This window comes from Bradyrhizobium xenonodulans, assembly GCF_027594865.1.
Lineage (GTDB): Bacteria > Pseudomonadota > Alphaproteobacteria > Rhizobiales > Xanthobacteraceae > Bradyrhizobium > Bradyrhizobium xenonodulans.
This window is the reverse complement of the sequence record NZ_CP089391.1, coordinates 7,700,124-7,715,427: the sequence shown is the minus strand read 5'-3', so window position 1 is coordinate 7,715,427 and position 15,304 is coordinate 7,700,124. Positions and strand designations below refer to the sequence as shown.

General features: G+C 65.9%; 14 protein-coding genes. 4 read left to right on the top strand and 10 right to left on the bottom strand.

From position 1 onward, the window contains the following. The first annotated feature begins 23 nt into the window (after nt 1-23). Together I3J27_RS36395 and I3J27_RS36390 are read left to right on the top strand one after the other, a co-directional pair. Nucleotides 24-1,847: an AMP-dependent synthetase/ligase gene (locus tag I3J27_RS36395; protein WP_270163622.1), complete on the top strand. Its 1,824-nt coding sequence runs from the start codon at nt 24-26 to the stop codon at nt 1,845-1,847. Nucleotides 1,848-1,941: 94 nt separating this feature from the next. Continuing rightward, complete coding sequence (locus I3J27_RS36390; protein WP_270163621.1) at nt 1,942-3,501, top strand: oleate hydratase; 1,560 nt, start codon at nt 1,942-1,944, stop codon at nt 3,499-3,501. A gap of 9 nt (nt 3,502-3,510) precedes the next feature. On the opposite strand, the gene I3J27_RS36385 is transcribed toward I3J27_RS36390, so the two are convergent. From I3J27_RS36385 to I3J27_RS36360, 6 genes are all read right to left on the bottom strand, one after another. After that, on the bottom strand, nt 3,511-4,086 hold the full coding sequence (locus I3J27_RS36385) for a hypothetical protein (RefSeq protein WP_270163620.1): 576 nt from the start codon (nt 4,084-4,086) through the stop codon (nt 3,511-3,513). 203 nt (nt 4,087-4,289) lie between these two features. Further along, the gene (locus I3J27_RS36380; RefSeq protein WP_270163619.1) at nt 4,290-5,033 is read right to left on the bottom strand and encodes a CoA-transferase; all 744 of its coding nucleotides are present in this window, start codon (nt 5,031-5,033) and stop codon (nt 4,290-4,292) included. Continuing rightward, entirely contained in the window at nt 5,033-5,851 is an 819-nt protein-coding gene (locus tag I3J27_RS36375) for a CoA transferase subunit A (protein ID WP_270163618.1), read from the bottom strand. The genes I3J27_RS36380 and I3J27_RS36375 overlap by 1 nt, the downstream gene beginning before the upstream one ends. Nucleotides 5,852-5,884: 33 nt before the next feature. Next, nucleotides 5,885-7,198: a tetratricopeptide repeat protein gene (locus I3J27_RS36370; protein WP_270163617.1), complete on the bottom strand. Its 1,314-nt coding sequence runs from the start codon at nt 7,196-7,198 to the stop codon at nt 5,885-5,887. Between the two features lie 13 nt (nt 7,199-7,211). Further along, nucleotides 7,212-8,222: an aldo/keto reductase gene (locus I3J27_RS36365; protein ID WP_270163616.1), complete on the bottom strand. Its 1,011-nt coding sequence runs from the start codon at nt 8,220-8,222 to the stop codon at nt 7,212-7,214. Nucleotides 8,223-8,377: 155 nt separating this feature from the next. Beyond that, a complete protein-coding gene (locus I3J27_RS36360; RefSeq protein WP_270163615.1) occupies nt 8,378-8,803 on the bottom strand; it encodes a PaaI family thioesterase in 426 nt (141 codons plus the stop codon). 68 nt (nt 8,804-8,871) lie between these two features. Here I3J27_RS36360 and I3J27_RS36355 point away from each other — a divergent pair, with 68 nt between their 5' ends. Both I3J27_RS36355 and I3J27_RS36350 read left to right on the top strand, forming a co-directional pair. After that, complete coding sequence (locus I3J27_RS36355) at nt 8,872-9,501, top strand: NUDIX hydrolase (RefSeq protein WP_270163613.1); 630 nt, start codon at nt 8,872-8,874, stop codon at nt 9,499-9,501. A gap of 56 nt (nt 9,502-9,557) precedes the next feature. Next, complete coding sequence (locus I3J27_RS36350) at nt 9,558-10,772, top strand: hypothetical protein (RefSeq protein WP_270163612.1); 1,215 nt, start codon at nt 9,558-9,560, stop codon at nt 10,770-10,772. A 123-nt stretch (nt 10,773-10,895) separates the two neighbouring features. On the opposite strand, the gene mbfA is transcribed toward I3J27_RS36350, so the two are convergent. The 4 genes from mbfA to I3J27_RS36330 all read right to left on the bottom strand — a co-directional run bounded on the left by mbfA (nt 10,896) and on the right by I3J27_RS36330 (nt 15,291). Further along, the gene (gene mbfA / locus I3J27_RS36345) at nt 10,896-11,867 is read right to left on the bottom strand and encodes an iron exporter MbfA (RefSeq protein ID WP_270163611.1); all 972 of its coding nucleotides are present in this window, start codon (nt 11,865-11,867) and stop codon (nt 10,896-10,898) included. Nucleotides 11,868-11,934: 67 nt separating this feature from the next. After that, nucleotides 11,935-13,083: an alpha/beta hydrolase gene (locus I3J27_RS36340; RefSeq protein ID WP_270163610.1), complete on the bottom strand. Its 1,149-nt coding sequence runs from the start codon at nt 13,081-13,083 to the stop codon at nt 11,935-11,937. A 130-nt stretch (nt 13,084-13,213) separates the two neighbouring features. Continuing rightward, nucleotides 13,214-14,083: an MBL fold metallo-hydrolase gene (locus I3J27_RS36335; RefSeq protein ID WP_270163609.1), complete on the bottom strand. Its 870-nt coding sequence runs from the start codon at nt 14,081-14,083 to the stop codon at nt 13,214-13,216. 17 nt (nt 14,084-14,100) lie between these two features. After that, nucleotides 14,101-15,291, bottom strand: coding sequence for a serine hydrolase domain-containing protein (locus I3J27_RS36330; RefSeq protein ID WP_270163608.1), 1,191 nt, complete (start codon nt 15,289-15,291; stop codon nt 14,101-14,103). Nucleotides 15,292-15,304: the final 13 nt, after the last annotated feature.

Genomic DNA, 15,304 nt, shown 5'->3' with positions numbered 1-15,304 from the left:
CGATCAGGCCGCGAAAGGACGCCATGCCAGAGCCGACAAGTCAACCGCATGGGCTCGCCGAGGTGAGGACGCTGCCGGAGCTCTTGCGCTGGCGCATCCGTGCGACGCCGGCCGCCGAAGCCTATCGCCATTTCGATTCCGCGGCCGGGCGCTGGGTCGGCCAGTCCTGGCAGGAGATCGATGCGGAATTCGAGCTGTGGCGCCGGGCGCTGGCCGCGGACGACTTCGCGCCCGGCGAGCGCGTTGCCATCCTGATGCCGAACGGCATTGCGCATGTCGCAATGGACCAGGCGGCGCTGTCGCGCGGTCTGGTGCCGGTGCCGATGCATGCCGTCGACAATCCCGACAGCATCGCCTACATCCTCGCCGATTCCGGCGCGCGCCTGCTGTTTGTGGATTCGCTGGAGCGCTGGCAGACGATCGGTGCCACCGGTCAACCGCTCGACCGTCTCGAGCGGATCGTCTGCGCGGATGGAGCCGGGCCGGTGCCGGCCGACGCGCGCGTCGTCGCGCTCGATCAATGGCTCGCGGCAGCACCGGCGGCGGCACCGTTGCCTGACCTCGCGCTGAAACCTGACGATCTCGCGGCCATCGTCTACACCTCGGGCACGACCGGGCGGCCGAAGGGCGTGATGCTGTCGCATGACAACATCGTCGCCAACGTGAAGGCGATCGCGCGGCGCATCGCGGCGGCGCCGGACGACGTATTCCTGTCCTTCCTGCCGCTCTCGCATACGTTCGAGCGCACCGGCGGCTATTACTATCCGATCGCGGCCGGGGCCTGCGTTGCCCATGCGCGCTCGGTGCCGCAGCTCGCGGAGGATCTGAGACATGTGCGGCCGACGGTGCTGATCTCGGTGCCGCGGATTTATGAGCGCGTCTACGCGCTGATCATGCAGCATCGCGCCTCGGCCGGGAGCACCGAACGCGCGCTGCTCGACCTCACGATCGCCGTCGGCGGGCGGCGTTTCGACGCGCGACAGGGGCACGGGGTGCCGTCGCTGCTCGATCGGCTGGCCTGGCCGCTGCTCAAGCGGCTCGTTGCCGACAAGGTGCTGGCGCAGTTCGGTGGCCGCCTGCGCGTCGCGGTCTCCGGCGGTGCGCCGATCGCCGGGCCCGTCATTCGCCTGTTTCTTGCACTCGGGCTCGACATCCTCCAGGGCTACGGCATGACCGAGACCTCGCCGGTGGTCTCCGTCAACACCGCTGAGGACAACGATCCGCATTCGGTCGGCCATGTCCTCGACGGCATCGAGGTCAGGCTGGGTGAGAACGACGAGCTGCTGGTGCGCGGGCCCAGCGTCATGCTCGGCTATTGGCACAAGGCGGAGGAGACGCGCCGCGTCAAGGACGCCGACGGCTGGCTGCGCACCGGCGACCAGGCCCGCATCGAGAACGGGCGCATAACCATCACCGGCCGTATCAAGGACATCCTCGTGACGTCCACCGGCGAGAAGATCGCGCCGGTGGACCTGGAGACCGCGATCCTCGCCGATCCCCTCTTCGAGCAGGCCCTGGTGGTCGGCGAGCAGCGCCCCTTCCTCACCGCGCTGGTCGTGCTCAACGCAAGAGCCTGGGTGCAGGAGAAAGAACGGCTCGCGGCGGCCGGCAAGCAGGGCGAGGCCGAGACGCGCGCCGCGCTGCTCGCCAGAATCGCGACGGCGGTGAAGGCCTATCCGTCCTACGCGACGCCGCGCGCGGTGTGGTGGACGATGGAGCCATGGACCATCGCCGCAGGGCTGCTGACGCCGACCTTGAAAAACAAGCGTCCTGCGCTCGAACACCGCTTCGCGGACGAGATCGAACAGATCTATGCGAAGAAGAAGGCGGCGATAACGTCGACGTGATTTTGCCCCTCCCCGCGCTTGATCCAGCGCAACTTCGGCCCCCGCACGCCGATGCAATGTCGCCGCGAAATTCAAATTGCAATCGAGGCAAGACATGAAGGCGTATTTCATCGGCGGCGGCGTTGGATCGCTCGCCGGCGCGGCGTTCCTGATCCGCGACGCAAAGCTGCCGGGGCGCGACATCGTGATCTACGAGGCGCAGCCGCTGGTCGGCGGCAGCCTCGACGGCGCGCTGCTCGCAAACGGCGCCTATTCGCTGCGCGGCGGGCGCATGCTCACCACCGATCACTACGAATGCACCTGGGATCTGCTCTCGACCATCCCCTCGCTCGAACGTCCTGGTCTGAGCGTGCGCGAAGAGACCATCGCGTTCAATCTTGAAAACCCCGCGCATTCGAAGGCGCGGCTGGTCGATCGCAACCGCTTCAAGGTCGACGTCTCGCATATGGGCTTCTCCGCGCGCGACCGGCTGGAGCTGCTGCGGCTCACCGAGGCCTCGGAGGAGACGCTCGGCAACAGCCGCATCACCGACTGGCTGTCGCCAAAATTCTTCGAATCCAATTTCTGGTACATGTGGCAGACCACCTTCGCCTTCCAGCCCTGGCACAGCGCGGTCGAGCTGAAGCGTTATCTGCACCGCTTCATGAACGAATTCCCGCGCATCGAGACCCTCGCCGGCGTCAAGCGCACCGTCTACAATCAGTATGACGCGATCGTGCGGCCGCTTGCCGACTGGCTGAAGCGGCAGGGCGTGCAGTTCGTGCGCGGCACGGGTGTCACCGACATGATGATCGAAGACGAGGGCGGGCGTGTGCGCGTGCGCCAGCTCACGCTCGACCGCGATGGCCGCACCGCCAACGTCCGGCTCGAGGATGGCGATCTCGTGTTCTTCCAGAACGGCTCGATGACCGACGCGTCGAGCCTCGGCTCCATGACGGAGCCGGCTCCGCGCCTGACCAAGAAAGACAGCCGGGGCTGGGCGCTCTGGGAAAGCATCGCAAAGGGACGTCCCGAATTCGGCAATCCGGCGGCGTTCAACGCCTCGATTCCCGAATCGTACTGGCTGTCCTTCACCGTCACCTGCCGCGACCCGCGCTTCTTCGACCAGATGGAAGCGTTCTCCGGCAACAGGGCCGGTACCGGCGGACTCGTCACGTTCAAGGATTCCAACTGGCTGATGTCGGTCGTGCTGTATCACCAGCCGCATTTCACGGGCCAGCCGAAGGACGTGCAGGTGTTCTGGGGCTACGCGCTCCATCCGGACCGCGTCGGCAATTTCGTGCCGAAGCCGATATCGGAGTGCGGCGGTGCCGATATCCTGAAGGAGCTCTGCGGCCACCTGAATTTCGATGCCGCCGTGTTCGAGGATGCGACCTGCATTCCCTGCCGCATGCCCTACATCACCAGCATGTTCATGCCGCGCACGGCAACCGACCGGCCGCTGCCGGTGCCGAAGAACGCGATCAATCTCGCCTTCGTCAGCCAGTTCGTCGAGATCCCGGATGACGTCGTGTTCACCGTCGAATATTCGGTGCGCGCCGCGCAGATGGCGGTCTATCAGCTCATGAAGGTCGATCGGCCGGTACCGCCGGTGACCCGTCACGACAAATCGCTCGCGGTGATCTTCGCGACGCTGGAGAAGGCGTTCGCGTGAGCGATGCCGCTACTTGAACGGGTCCTGGATCGACGGCGAGGATTGCCGGATGCGGCGGACGCTGACCGGCTTGCCGTCGGAGACGAACAGCAGCTCGTAGCTGCGGCCCTCGCTGTCGGTCGCCGAGCAGGTGACGTCGTTCACCTTCCTGGCGGCGAAATTGCCGGTCTGGCGGCAGATGCCGGTGGAGGCTTGCTCGGCCGGCACCGGCAGGCCGTCGATCTTGGGCCGGTCCTTGGAATTGAGCAGCATGCGGTCGATCGGCAGCTCGTAGGAATTGTCGTCGGCGCGCTTGCCGTTCTCGCCCGAGAACGACACGACGTGGTTCGCGTCTGAGGGATCGTCGACGGCGACCGCGAAATTGACCCGGCCCTTGTCGCCATGGGCGTAGGCCACCGTCTTGCAGGCGTAGGTGCGCCCGGCGACCTTCAGCGTCTTGCAGCGGCCGGACATCAGCGCCAGCAGGTCGATGAAGGCATTTTGCTGGGGCGGATTGTTGACCGGGATCGGGGCGGAAGTCTCGGCAAAACAAGGACTTGCGAGAGCAATGAGGGTTGCAGCCAGAACCGGTCGGCGGAGGCGCATCTTGGGGCTCGCGTGCCAGGGGGCCACGGAAAAGGTCCGTCCAATAACCATCGAACCGCAAATTGGTTGCGATCCCGTTTGCTTCGCCAAGCCCGCCTGGAATACCACCGCACCACCCATCGGCGATTAGCCCCCGATCGCCCATCCCGTCCTAGCAGGCACTTGCTGCCAGGCCGATGTTTTTTTCGTGGCAGAGCCGAGCATTACGCGGCCTGCTTCATGGTCCGCGCAAATGCCGGGTAAGTCTCAGCGAGTTCGTCGAGAACTTTGCCGCGCAGCAGCGCCAGGGTCGCGGCGTCGGGCCGTTGCGTTTCGCGCACCGCCTCCGGCTCGGCATAGTCGAAGCCGGTATTGTCCCGGATGTCGGCCGGGGTGAAGGGCGGGTGGACCGAGCGCAGGGAGAAGCCGCCCACCTCACGATTGAAGTCGAACAGCGCCATGTTGGTCAGGAGCGCATGCGGTCCGCCCCGCCGTGGGACGTCCGGCGTGATCGCCCGCGCGCTGACGAAATCGGCCTTCGGCACCAGCACGCGCGGGGTGTGCTCCTCGCGAAACAGGATCACGCGCGGAATGAGATGATAGAGATAGGCTGAACCGAACGAGCCGGGCCAGCGCACGCTGCTGGTGGGATAATCGCCGGTGCCGACCAGGTTGATGTTGCCTTCGCCGTCGATCTGGCCGCCGCCGAGAAAGAAGGCGTCGACCCGGCCTTGCGCCGCGCAGTCGAACAGCTCGATGCCGCCATTGGTGAAGAAATTATGCTTCTGCGATCCCAGGATCGAGATGCGCACCGGCGGCTTGCCGTCGCGTTCGTTGCGCGCGCGCAGCAGCATCGCGCCTGCCGCGGGGATCGGCGATGACGCGCCGACCGCGACGTGACGGATGCCATCGAGCAGGTCGGCAATGGTGGCGATCAGGATTTCGCGCCGTTCGCGCTCAGTCGACATCAGGCCGCCTGCTTGCGATGCGACAGGAAAGCCGAGAGATAGGCGCGAAAGCCGTCCTCGCTGCGTGCCATCGCCGCATAGCGTGCGACCTCGGCTTCGTCGGCCGGATATTCGTCCCACAGCGCCAGCGGCCAGGCGCCGCGCGCGGCGACTGCGATGGTGTCGACATAGAGCGAGGGCAGCACGCCGGCGGCCGAGTCTTCCGTGTCCAGCAGATTGCGGTCGACGATGCGTTCCACGGTGACCAGCGTGCGCTTGGCGGCATAGGCGAGGTTGGCGAGCTCGCGGTGGCGGCCGATGCGGACATTGCCGGCGCGGTCGGCCTCGGGCGCATGAAACAGCGCGACGTCAGGCGAGATCGCGGGCACCACGACCACCTTGCGCGCCTCGCCGACCGGGCTGTCGATCACCCGCCAGTCCGGCCGCACGTTGAGGAGATCGCTGCCGATGATGCCGGCGATCGGCATGAACGGCACGCCCTTCTGCGCGGCGAGCAGGCCGGCGAAGATCGCGGGACAGGTGGAGTCGCGTAACGTGAAGGCACCGCTCTTGACGCCCGATACGAAGCGTGGCGCGGCGCCGGCCTCGCCCAGCGACACCGCGCTGGTTTCGAGCGAGGCGATGGCGCCGGCGCCGATCAGGAGATCGGCCTGGAGGCCGGAGACCGGCACGCAGATCAGGCCGAGATCACGGATACCGGCCTCTAACAGCGCCGCGGTCGCCGCCATCGCGACGCCGGAGCTGTCGACGGGAATGGCCAGCGATTGCCTCGGCGCAATGCGCGCGACCAGCGCCTCCAGCGCAACGATCTCGGTCATGGGCATCCTCCCGTCTGTTTTCCTCATCCTGCCTCAGGCCGTCGTCGCCTGCCAGCGCGTATCGCGAAGGGAGGGTCGGCGGTGCAGACGGGCATCGAGCAAGGTGCGGGCGCGCGGCAACTCGCCGCCGCGCATCAGGGCAACGATAAAAGTGTCCTCGATCAGCTCGCGCTGGGCGTGGCTGCCGCCGATGCGCACCACCTCCTCGAGGACAGGCGCCAGCGTTTGCACGCATGAGGCGTAATCCTCATCGGCAAAGGCTGCGAGCGCGCGGCAGATCGCCGGCACCACGGGGCCGGCCGGCAGCTTGCCGTCGCCGAGCCGCTGCTCGATCACGGCAAGCCGCGCGGCCAGCGCCTCGCGGTTTTGCGTCGCCGCCGCGAACAGCGCCATGTGAACGTCGGCGAAGGCCAGGCTCGATTTCGGAAACAGCTTTTGCGCGGCAGCGTCGGCATCGAGCCAGAGCGCCTTCGGGACCGCGTGGCCGTACGCCGACAGGCGCCAGAGCAGCGAGGCGGCGTCGGTGACGACGTTGAGCGGCGGCGCCTGCGTGGCGGAAGGCTGGAGCACGTCGGCATAGATCGCAAGCGCCCGCGCCGCATCGCCATGCTCGAGGGCGCCGAGCGCCTGATGCCAGCGGATATGGCCGTGCAGAATCCCTGCGCGGTCGTAGGTCGGAATCCATTCGTCGACGAGGCGGTCGGCCGCTTCGATCGAGCCGTCCTCGAACATCGCATGCAGCACGGCGTGGGCGGCATGCGCGTTCGCCCGGCGCAGGTCAAAACCGCGCTCGGTGACGGCGCGGCCGCGCGCGACGTCGCCGTTCTCGGTCATGGCCCAGCCGGACATGGTGAGGAACCACCAGTCCTCGCCATAATGCTGCGCGATGCGCTCGCACAGCTCATGCCGCGCGCGGTCGTGATCGGCCATGCCTGAGAAGGCGAACAGGCCGAAGGCGCCGAGCGGCAGCGACAGCACGACGGCATCGCGTGGCCAGGCCTCGACGTGCTTCAGCGTCGATGCGGTCGCTTCGGGGAGCCGGCCCTCGATGGCCAGCGCCAGCGTCTCGACATGGGAGCGCTCGCGCTCGGTGCCGCGCCTGGCGACGAGCTCGCGCGCCATCGCCGCCTTGCTTCGTGCGAGATCGCCCTGCTGGTAGAACGCATGCACGCGGGCGCGGGCAATGTGCGGAAGCGCGAAATCCGGGTCGGCCGCGATCGCGCGTTCCAGCGTCTCCGCCGTGCGGGTCCAGCCCGCGAGCATGAGGTCGACGCCCTCGCGATAGGCGGAGGCCGCCTCGTCTGAAAAAGTGGAGAGCGGCAGGCCGTAGCGGTCTTCGTGAGGCATCGTCGTCTCCCTCTCAAATCGTCCGCGCGCGGCGTCCTTCGATCGGATAGGCCGGGTCGTTGTAGCCCGGCGTCGAGGGATGGCCCGGCACGACCAGCCGGTCGATCAGCGCTTCGTCATCGGCGGTGAAGCGATAGTCGGGCGCGCTGATGTAGCCGTCCCACTGCTCCTCGGTGCGGGGACCTGCGACGATCGAGGAGACGAAGGCGGAGTTCAGCACCCAGGCGACGGCGAACTGGCCGGCGGTGATGCCTTTCTTCTCGGCGTGAGTCTTGATCTCCTGGGCGAGCTTGAGCGATTCCGGCCGCCATTCGGTCTGCATCATGCGGGTGTCGTTGCGGCCCGCGCGCGTCTCCTTGTCCGGGGCGGCATCCGGCTTGTACTTGCCGGTGAGCACGCCGCGCGCCAGCGGGCTATAGGGCACGATGCCAAGGCCGTAGTAAGAGCAGGCCGGAAAATGCTCGACCTCGGGCATGCGGTTCATGGCGTTGTAATAAGGCTGGCTCACCACCGGTCGGTCGATGCCGAGCCGGTCGCAGATGTTGCAGATTTCGGCGACGCGCCAGGCGCGGTAGTTTGAGACGCCGAAATAGCGCACCTTGCCCGCACGGATCAGATCGCCCATCGCGCGCACCGTCTCCTCCAGCGGCGTCGCATGGTCTTCCTTGTGCAGATAATAGATGTCGATGTGGTCGGTGCCGAGCCGTTTCAGGCTCTCGTCGGCGGCCTGCAGCACCCAGCGCCGCGACAGGCCGACGCGATTGGGATCGTTACCCATGGGGTTTGCAAGCTTCGTCGCGAGCACCCAGGCGTGGCGGTTGCCGGCGATGGCGCGGCCGACGACCTCTTCGGAGGCGCCTTTCGAATAGGCGTCCGCGGTGTCGATGAAGTTGATTCCGGCCCCATGCGCCTTGTCGATGATCCGCTTCGATGCGGCCTCATCGGTCGGCCCGCCGAACATCATGCTGCCCAGACAGATCGGCGATACTTTCAGGCCGCTGCGGCCGAGCTGGCGGTACTGCATGGGCTGTTTCCTCAACGCTATCGGAGACGCCAGCATAGCCAGCTACTGCGGTCATTGCGAGCGCAGCGAAGCAATCCAGAGATGCGTCCTCCGCTGTCATCGTCCGCCTTGTGCGCACTTGCGCACAAGGCGGGGAATGACAGCAGAGCGCGAAGCTACGCCGGCCCCTTCAAGATCTTGAACACGCCGTTCGCCATCACGATACAGCGATCATCCACCGTCACCTCGGTGCTCATGAAGATCAGGCTGCGGGTCGAGCGCACCACGCGGGGGCGGGAGATCAGGATGTCGCCGATCTTGCCGGCTTCGACGAAATGGGTGTCGAGCTGCACCGTCGCCATGAACTCCTTGCCGGAGACGTAGCGGGCGGTCATGCCGCAGGTGCGGTCCGCGAATGTCATCATCACGCCGCCCTGGACCATGCCGCGGCGGTTGTGATGCTTGTCCTCGGTGGCGAGCGCGAATTCGTACTGGCCGTCGACCTCGCGCTCCCACAGCGGGCCGATCAGGTGCATGAAGCCCGTGGTCTCCAGGACGCTCCAGCCGTCTGATTTGAGCCTTGCGGCGGCCTTGTTGGTCATGTCGTCGTCCGTTGCTGTGCGGGCCTTGCGATTTCATTTCATCGGGGCCGGACGTGGTGTAGTCAAGCATGATGAGACCGTTCGACGATGCCACACGGCGGAATATCGCAGGCGCCTGCGCGGCCTTCACGCGCCTGCCGGAGGATGACGCGTCATCGGCGCTGAAGCGCGCTGCCGTGGCGGTCACGCTGACCGCGGCACGCGAAGGCGATGACACCGCGTTCCTGCTCACATTGCGCGCATCGCATCTGCGCGCCCACCGCGGCCAATGGGCCCTGCCGGGCGGACGCTGCGATGCCGGCGAGACGCCGGTCGAGGCGGCGCTGCGCGAGCTCGAGGAGGAGCTGGGCCTTCGTCTCACGAGCGCGGAGGTGCTCGGCACGCTCGACGATTATCCGACCCGTTCGGGCTATCTGATCACGCCGGTCGTGGTCTGGGCCGCCGATAGTGGCGCGATCCGGCCCAACCCCGAGGAGGTCGCATCCGTCCATCGGATCGCGCTCGACACGATCGAGCGCGAGGAGGCGTTCGATTTCACCGCAATTCCCGAAAGCACGCGCCGCGTGATCCGCTTCCATCACCAGATGAGCCTGATCCACGCGCCGACGGCGGCGCTGATCTACCAGTTCCGCGAGGTGCTGGCGGGACGGCACACCCGCGTCACCGAGCTGGAACAGCCGGTGTTCGCCTGGAAATAATGATGGTAAACGGCGCGTTAACGTGACGGTTACCGGATGCCTGCTAAGACGGCAGCATGCATCATTCGATTCGACATAGCCTCGCGCTGGTTCCATTCGCGCTCGTTCTGCTCACGCCCGCCGCACGCGGCGGCGAAGCCGATGCGTTGCCGCCTGCCGTCCGCGATGCCAAGGCCCAGCTGCTGTCGCAGTTCTTTGCGCAAGGTGGCGCCTCGCCGGCCGTGCTCGAATATCGCCGCAAGCTCGCGGAATACCAGGCGGCGCGCGCCGCCTTCGACGCCGAGGCCGGCGCCTATTGGAGCCAGATCTCGGAGAAGCGGAAAGGCCGCAACGCCAAGCGGCGCGGCGGACAGCAGATCACGCTTGATGACTACGTGCTCGAGCATCCGCCGCTCTACAACGGTCCGAAGCGGCCGGTGAATCCGGAGCCGGAGGAAACGCCGGAGCGCCCGACCAAAAAGCCGATCCCCGTGGTCGCCGATCTGCTGCGCGCGGCGCAGGAGCTCTACCAGTTCACACCGCAGCGGCCCTCCAGCGAGGTCGAGTTCAAGCGCGCCTATGCGCGCTACGCGCTGGCAAATGGCCTGACGCGCGAGCAGGCGGTGCGGGTCTACTCGTTCGAGACCGGCGGCACCGGCAGCTACGACGTGCAGGCGGGCATCGAGCATGGCGGCAAGCGCGCGATCTCGACCGCGATGGGCTACAACCAGCTCCTGACCACCAACAGCGTCGAGCTGCTGGCCGAGCAGGGCCACGAGCTCATTCGTGCGCTTTCGGAGAAGGTGGCGCGGACCTCGGGCCCGGCGCGTCAGGCGCTCGAACACAAGCTCGGTGTGCTCAAGAAGATGGTCGCGCATGCGAAGGCGGTGCCCGACACCTGGTCGGAGCACGAGAAGATCGGCAACACCGCGCAAGGCTGGGCCATGCATGCGATGGTGCTCGACATCGATATCGGCCCGATGCTGCAGACCCACAAGCTGCTGACGTCCGTGCTGTTCGCCCGCACCAAGGGCTACAGCCGTCCGCTCACCGCGGCCGAGCTCGAGATGATGAACCTCACCGGCGACGGCACCGGGCTCGACATGGTGACGATGCCGCAAGCGATGCGCGAGCAGGTGCCGACCTCGAACTTCTTCCAGCGCGGCGGCTATGAGCGCAACCCGGTCGCGATCCGCCACAACACGGTGGCCAAGCTGCTCGCGGTGACGGATACGCGGATGGACTCGAACAGCAACAATGCCGGCGCGCGGGAGCTGGCGGGCGCGTTCTAGAGCATGATCCGGAAAAGTGCGAAGCGGTTTTCCGAAAAGATCATGCTCAAACAACAACCTAAAGCGCGATGACGATTCATCGTGATCTCATCGCGCTTTAGGCGATGACCTCGAGGGCGGCCGCTACGCCGCCCCGATCAATATCCCCACCGCCAGCACGATGGCGCCGCCGAGCACGATCTGGAACACCGCCTGCAAGAACGGCGTGTCCATGTAGCGCGCGCGGATGAAGGCGATTGCCCACAATTCGAAGAACACGACCACGCCGGCGATTCCCGTCGCGATCCAGAATGCATTGGCCCAGCTGTCGGGCACGAGATACGGCAGGGTGTGGCCGAGCCCGCCGAGCGTCGTCATCACGCCGCAGGTGATGCCGCGCAGCCATGGCGAGCCGCGCCCGCTGAGCAATCCGTCGTCGGACAGCGCCTCGGCAAAGCCCATGCTGATGCCGGCGCCGATCGAGGCGGCAAGGCCGACCAGGAACGCCTGCCAGTTCTGGTGCGTGGCGAAGGCGGCCGCGAACAGCGGCGCCAGCGTCGAGACCGATCCGTCCATCAGGCCTGCGAGGCCCGGCTGCACATATTGCAGCACGAACATCCGCCGCCGCGTGCGGTCTTCCTCGGCGCGCACGTCGGGCTTGAGGATCTCGTCGGTCAGCGCGACGGCGCGGTTCTCATGTTGCTTCTCCTCTTCGGCGAGATCACCGAGCAGGCGGCGCACGCCGACATCCTCGGCCTGCTCGGCGGCGCGCGCGTAGAACCGCTCGGCCTCGAGTTCCATGGTCTCGACCTCCTTGCGGATCGTGTCGAGCGGCAGATTCTTGGTCAGCCAGATCGGACGGCGGCGGAGAAAGCCTTTGACGTCCTCGCGGCGGATCGGCGGCAGGTGCTGGCCGAAGCGCTCTTCGTAGAGCTTGAGCAAGCGATGCCGGTGGCCGCGTTCCTCCTCGGCCATCTCCTCGAATATTTTTGCCGTGTCCGGGTAACGCTCGCGGAGGTCCTCGGCAAAGCTCATGTAGATGCGACTGTCCTCCTCCTCGGAGGCAATCGCGACCGCAAGCACCTCGCGCTCGGTCAGATCGGCAAAAGTCTTCACGACGGCCCTGTTCCAATAGTTTAGAATTATTCTAAACTATATAGGCCGCCGCAGTTCCCGGGTCAAATCAGGCGGCGCGGGCCTTCATCAGGAAATCGAGCAGGAGCCGGCCGACCTCGGCCGGCTGCTCCTGCTGCACCCAATGGCCGGCGCCGTCGACGAGATGGCAGCCGAGCATCTTCGTGCATCCGCGTCCCTGCATCGCCTCGAACACGCCGGGGCGCTGATAGGTGCCCCAATCCTGCTTGCCCGAGATGAAGCAGGAGGGCACGTCGATGCTGCGGCCCGCAAACAGCTGCATCTCGCTGTTGAGCATGCCCGACGTGCCGTAGCGATACCATTGCAGCCCGCCCTGGAATCCGGTGCGGCCGTATTCGGCGCTGTAATAGGCAAGGTCGCTGTCAGGCAGCCATTGGTTGGCGGCGATCGCGGCGGGCGAGGGCATCTCTTTCGCAACTGTCTCCGCCATCGTCTCGTGCAGGTCCATCACGTAGTAGGTCGGCAGTTTTGCGAGCTCACCCGCCGACCACGATGTCAGCGGATAAGGCCTGTTGTCGGTCCAGTCCGCGCTCTTGTGATGGTAATAGGCGCGCAGGAAATCATGCACGCCCTGCGGCGCGTGCTGCATGTCGGCGTTGGCAGGGCGTGTCGCATAGTACCATTGATAGTGTTTTCGCGGGCGCGGCAGCGCGGCGAGCTCGCGATGCACGGGGTCCTCTGCAGCTGGCTTGGCCGGCGCATCAACCGTGTTGAAGGGCAGAGTTGGCGCGCCGCCGAACGGTGCGCTCATCAGCGCCACCGAGCGAAACACGTCGGGCCGGATCAGCGCGCACCACGCCGCGACCGGGCTACCGAAATCATGCCCGACCAGATCGACCTGCCTGTAGCCGAACGCCGACACCAAAGCGAGCGCGTCGCGCACCAGGTTGAGAAGCGAGAACGGCGTGAGATCGCCGTCGTAATCGGCAGTCCATCCCGTGGTGCGGCCATAGCCGCGCTGGTCCGGCGCGATCACGTGATAGCCGGCCGCGCTGAGCGCTGGCATCACCTTGCGCCAGGAGAAGGCAAGCTCGGGAAAGCCGTGCAACAACAGGATGCAGGGCCGCCCCTTGGTTTCGAAGCCGGCTTCCAGCACATGCATGCGCAAGCCGTTGATGCCGTCGACGGTGCGCGAGCGGATGCCGGCGGGCAGGGGAATGTCGGGGAGCGTTGTCATCTTTTCTCTCCACTCGGGCGGAATCGTAGGGTGGGCAAAGGTGCGCACTTCGCGCACCGTGCCCACCAACTCTTCGCAACGCGTCCGGAATGGTGGGCACGCTTCGCTTTGCCCACCCTACGGCACTTCCTTAAACCGACGCACACACGAACCCGCTGCCCTTGCGCCGGATCTTTCCCACCGACGGCGAAGGAAAATGCGCGGTGCAGCACAGCGTGTCGGTGTCGCAATAGCGTTCCAAAAAGCTGCGGCGCGTCTTTGCGGCTTGCGCCTGATCGACGTCGAACTTCATCGACAGCTCCGGATAGTGCGTCTGCAACGGTGAGTGGATCAGATCGCCGGAGAACACCGCATCGTCCTTGCCGCGTCCGATGGTGAAGGCGACATGACCCGGCGTGTGGCCAGGTGTCGGCAGGATGCGAATGTGATCGCCAATCTGGTGGTCGTTGCCGACGAGCTCGTGGCGCCCCGCCTCGACCACCGGCAGCACGCTGTCGGCGAAGGGCGGCACCTCGGCCTTCGCGTTCTGCGCGGTCCAGTAGTCGAATTCCTGCCTGGCAAAGACGTAACGCGCCTTAGGGAAGGTCGGCACCCAGCGGCCGTTCTCAAGCCGGGTGTTCCAGCCGACGTGATCGACATGCAGATGCGTGCACATGACAAAGTCGATGTCGTCCACCGAGACGCCGGCAGCGTTGAGCCCGCGCAGATAGGTGTCGTCGGTTTTCATGTGCCATTTCGGCCGCTGCGGACGCGGCTTGTCGTTGCCGATGCAGCTGTCGATCAGGATGGTGTGATGCGGCGTCTTCACCACATAGGACTGGAAGCAGAGGATCAGGGTGTCCTGGTCGTCCAGCGCCTTGGCCTCGCGCATCCACGCCCGGTTTTCGGCCAGAACTTCCGGCGTCAGGCCGGGAATGAACTCCAGCGCCGGGAAGAACGGGGCTTCCTGCTCGATGACACGATGGATGGTGAGATCGCCGACCGTGTATTTCAGGCTCATGTTTGCTTCCCTTGGTATCAATGCGCGTCGCGCACGGATGGAATGACGATATTGGAGAGGATATCGATGGCGGCCAGGCCTTCCTTTGGCTGGCCGTACTGCGCGGCTGTGGTCATCATGACGAGATCAAGCTCCGGCACGACGAAGATGCGTTGGCCGCCCCAGCCGAAGGCGCCGATCCATTTGATCTCCTTGTCGCCGACCAGCGAGCGTCCAATCCACCATTGATAGCCATAAAACAGCGTGCCGCCGAAATAGCCGACTGCCTGGAAGCGCGGCGTGATCGATTGCGCGATCCAGTCGGCCGAGACGATCTGCCGGCCGTTCCACTGGCCGCGGTTGAGCACAAGCTGGCCGATCTTGGCCGCATCACGCGGCCGCAAGCGCAGGCCCGAGGCCGCCGCGATCTTGCCGTTCTTGTAGGGCTTCCATTCGACATCAGTGATGTCGAGCGGCTGAAACAGCGCCTCGCGCGCGAACGCCTCCAGCGGCTTTCCCGAGACGCGCTCGACGATGTTGCCGAGTAGCTCCGTGCCGCCGCCATTATAGGTCCATAGCGTATCCGGCGGTGCTGCGACTGGTCGCGATAACACATAGCCGAGCGGATCCGGCTCGGTGACGAGATGCGGCTCATCGTTTTTAGGATCGGTCCAGGCTCGCGCCTCGTCCCATGTGATGCCGGATGACATCGTCAGCAGATGGCGGAGCGTGACGGCGTCCCATCCCGGCTGCTTCACTGCTGTGTAGTCGGGAAAGAATTTCAGAACGGGCTCATCGACGCCGGCGATGAGCTTGCGGTCGATCGCAATTCCAATCAGCAGTGAGGTCACGCTCTTGGATGCCGAGCGCATGTCGTGCTTCGTCGTTGCGGTGAATTCGTATTGGCCATCCGCCTGTCCCCAGGGCTGGTCGTAGCCAGCAAAATACTGCTCGAAGACGAGCTTGCCATGCCTGACGACGACGACCGAATGGACCGCGGTTGACCGCTGCCCGAGCCGCGCGGCGATGGTGCAAAGCTGCGCGCCATCCATGCCGACACTGTCGGGCGAGGTGATCTTCCAGCCATCGTCGATTGGTGACGGCGATCCGCAGGCCTGGTTGGGTTGTCCAGGGGACACGCTCTCGGCCCGTGGGTGGGCGGCGGAGACGGAGAGCGCGAACGCGAGGCTCGCGCCGAAGATTGTGAGACGGGAGAGGCGATCACGCATCGTCATTCTCCCT

What these genes read in the sequence shown, in the direction of transcription:
- I3J27_RS36395 (WP_270163622.1), top strand. Translation starts at nt 24, where the DNA reads ATGCCAGAGCCGACAAGTCAACCGCATGGGCTCGCCGAGGTGAGGACG.
- I3J27_RS36390 (WP_270163621.1), top strand. Translation starts at nt 1,942, where the DNA reads ATGAAGGCGTATTTCATCGGCGGCGGCGTTGGATCGCTCGCCGGCGCG.
- I3J27_RS36385 (WP_270163620.1), bottom strand. Translation starts at nt 4,086, where the DNA reads ATGCGCCTCCGCCGACCGGTTCTGGCTGCAACCCTCATTGCTCTCGCA.
- I3J27_RS36380 (WP_270163619.1), bottom strand. Translation starts at nt 5,033, where the DNA reads ATGTCGACTGAGCGCGAACGGCGCGAAATCCTGATCGCCACCATTGCC.
- I3J27_RS36375 (WP_270163618.1), bottom strand. Translation starts at nt 5,851, where the DNA reads ATGACCGAGATCGTTGCGCTGGAGGCGCTGGTCGCGCGCATTGCGCCG.
- I3J27_RS36370 (WP_270163617.1), bottom strand. Translation starts at nt 7,198, where the DNA reads ATGCCTCACGAAGACCGCTACGGCCTGCCGCTCTCCACTTTTTCAGAC.
- I3J27_RS36365 (WP_270163616.1), bottom strand. Translation starts at nt 8,222, where the DNA reads ATGCAGTACCGCCAGCTCGGCCGCAGCGGCCTGAAAGTATCGCCGATC.
- I3J27_RS36360 (WP_270163615.1), bottom strand. Translation starts at nt 8,803, where the DNA reads ATGACCAACAAGGCCGCCGCAAGGCTCAAATCAGACGGCTGGAGCGTC.
- I3J27_RS36355 (WP_270163613.1), top strand. Translation starts at nt 8,872, where the DNA reads ATGATGAGACCGTTCGACGATGCCACACGGCGGAATATCGCAGGCGCC.
- I3J27_RS36350 (WP_270163612.1), top strand. Translation starts at nt 9,558, where the DNA reads ATGCATCATTCGATTCGACATAGCCTCGCGCTGGTTCCATTCGCGCTC.
- I3J27_RS36340 (WP_270163610.1), bottom strand. Translation starts at nt 13,083, where the DNA reads ATGACAACGCTCCCCGACATTCCCCTGCCCGCCGGCATCCGCTCGCGC.
- I3J27_RS36335 (WP_270163609.1), bottom strand. Translation starts at nt 14,083, where the DNA reads ATGAGCCTGAAATACACGGTCGGCGATCTCACCATCCATCGTGTCATC.
- I3J27_RS36330 (WP_270163608.1), bottom strand. Translation starts at nt 15,291, where the DNA reads ATGCGTGATCGCCTCTCCCGTCTCACAATCTTCGGCGCGAGCCTCGCG.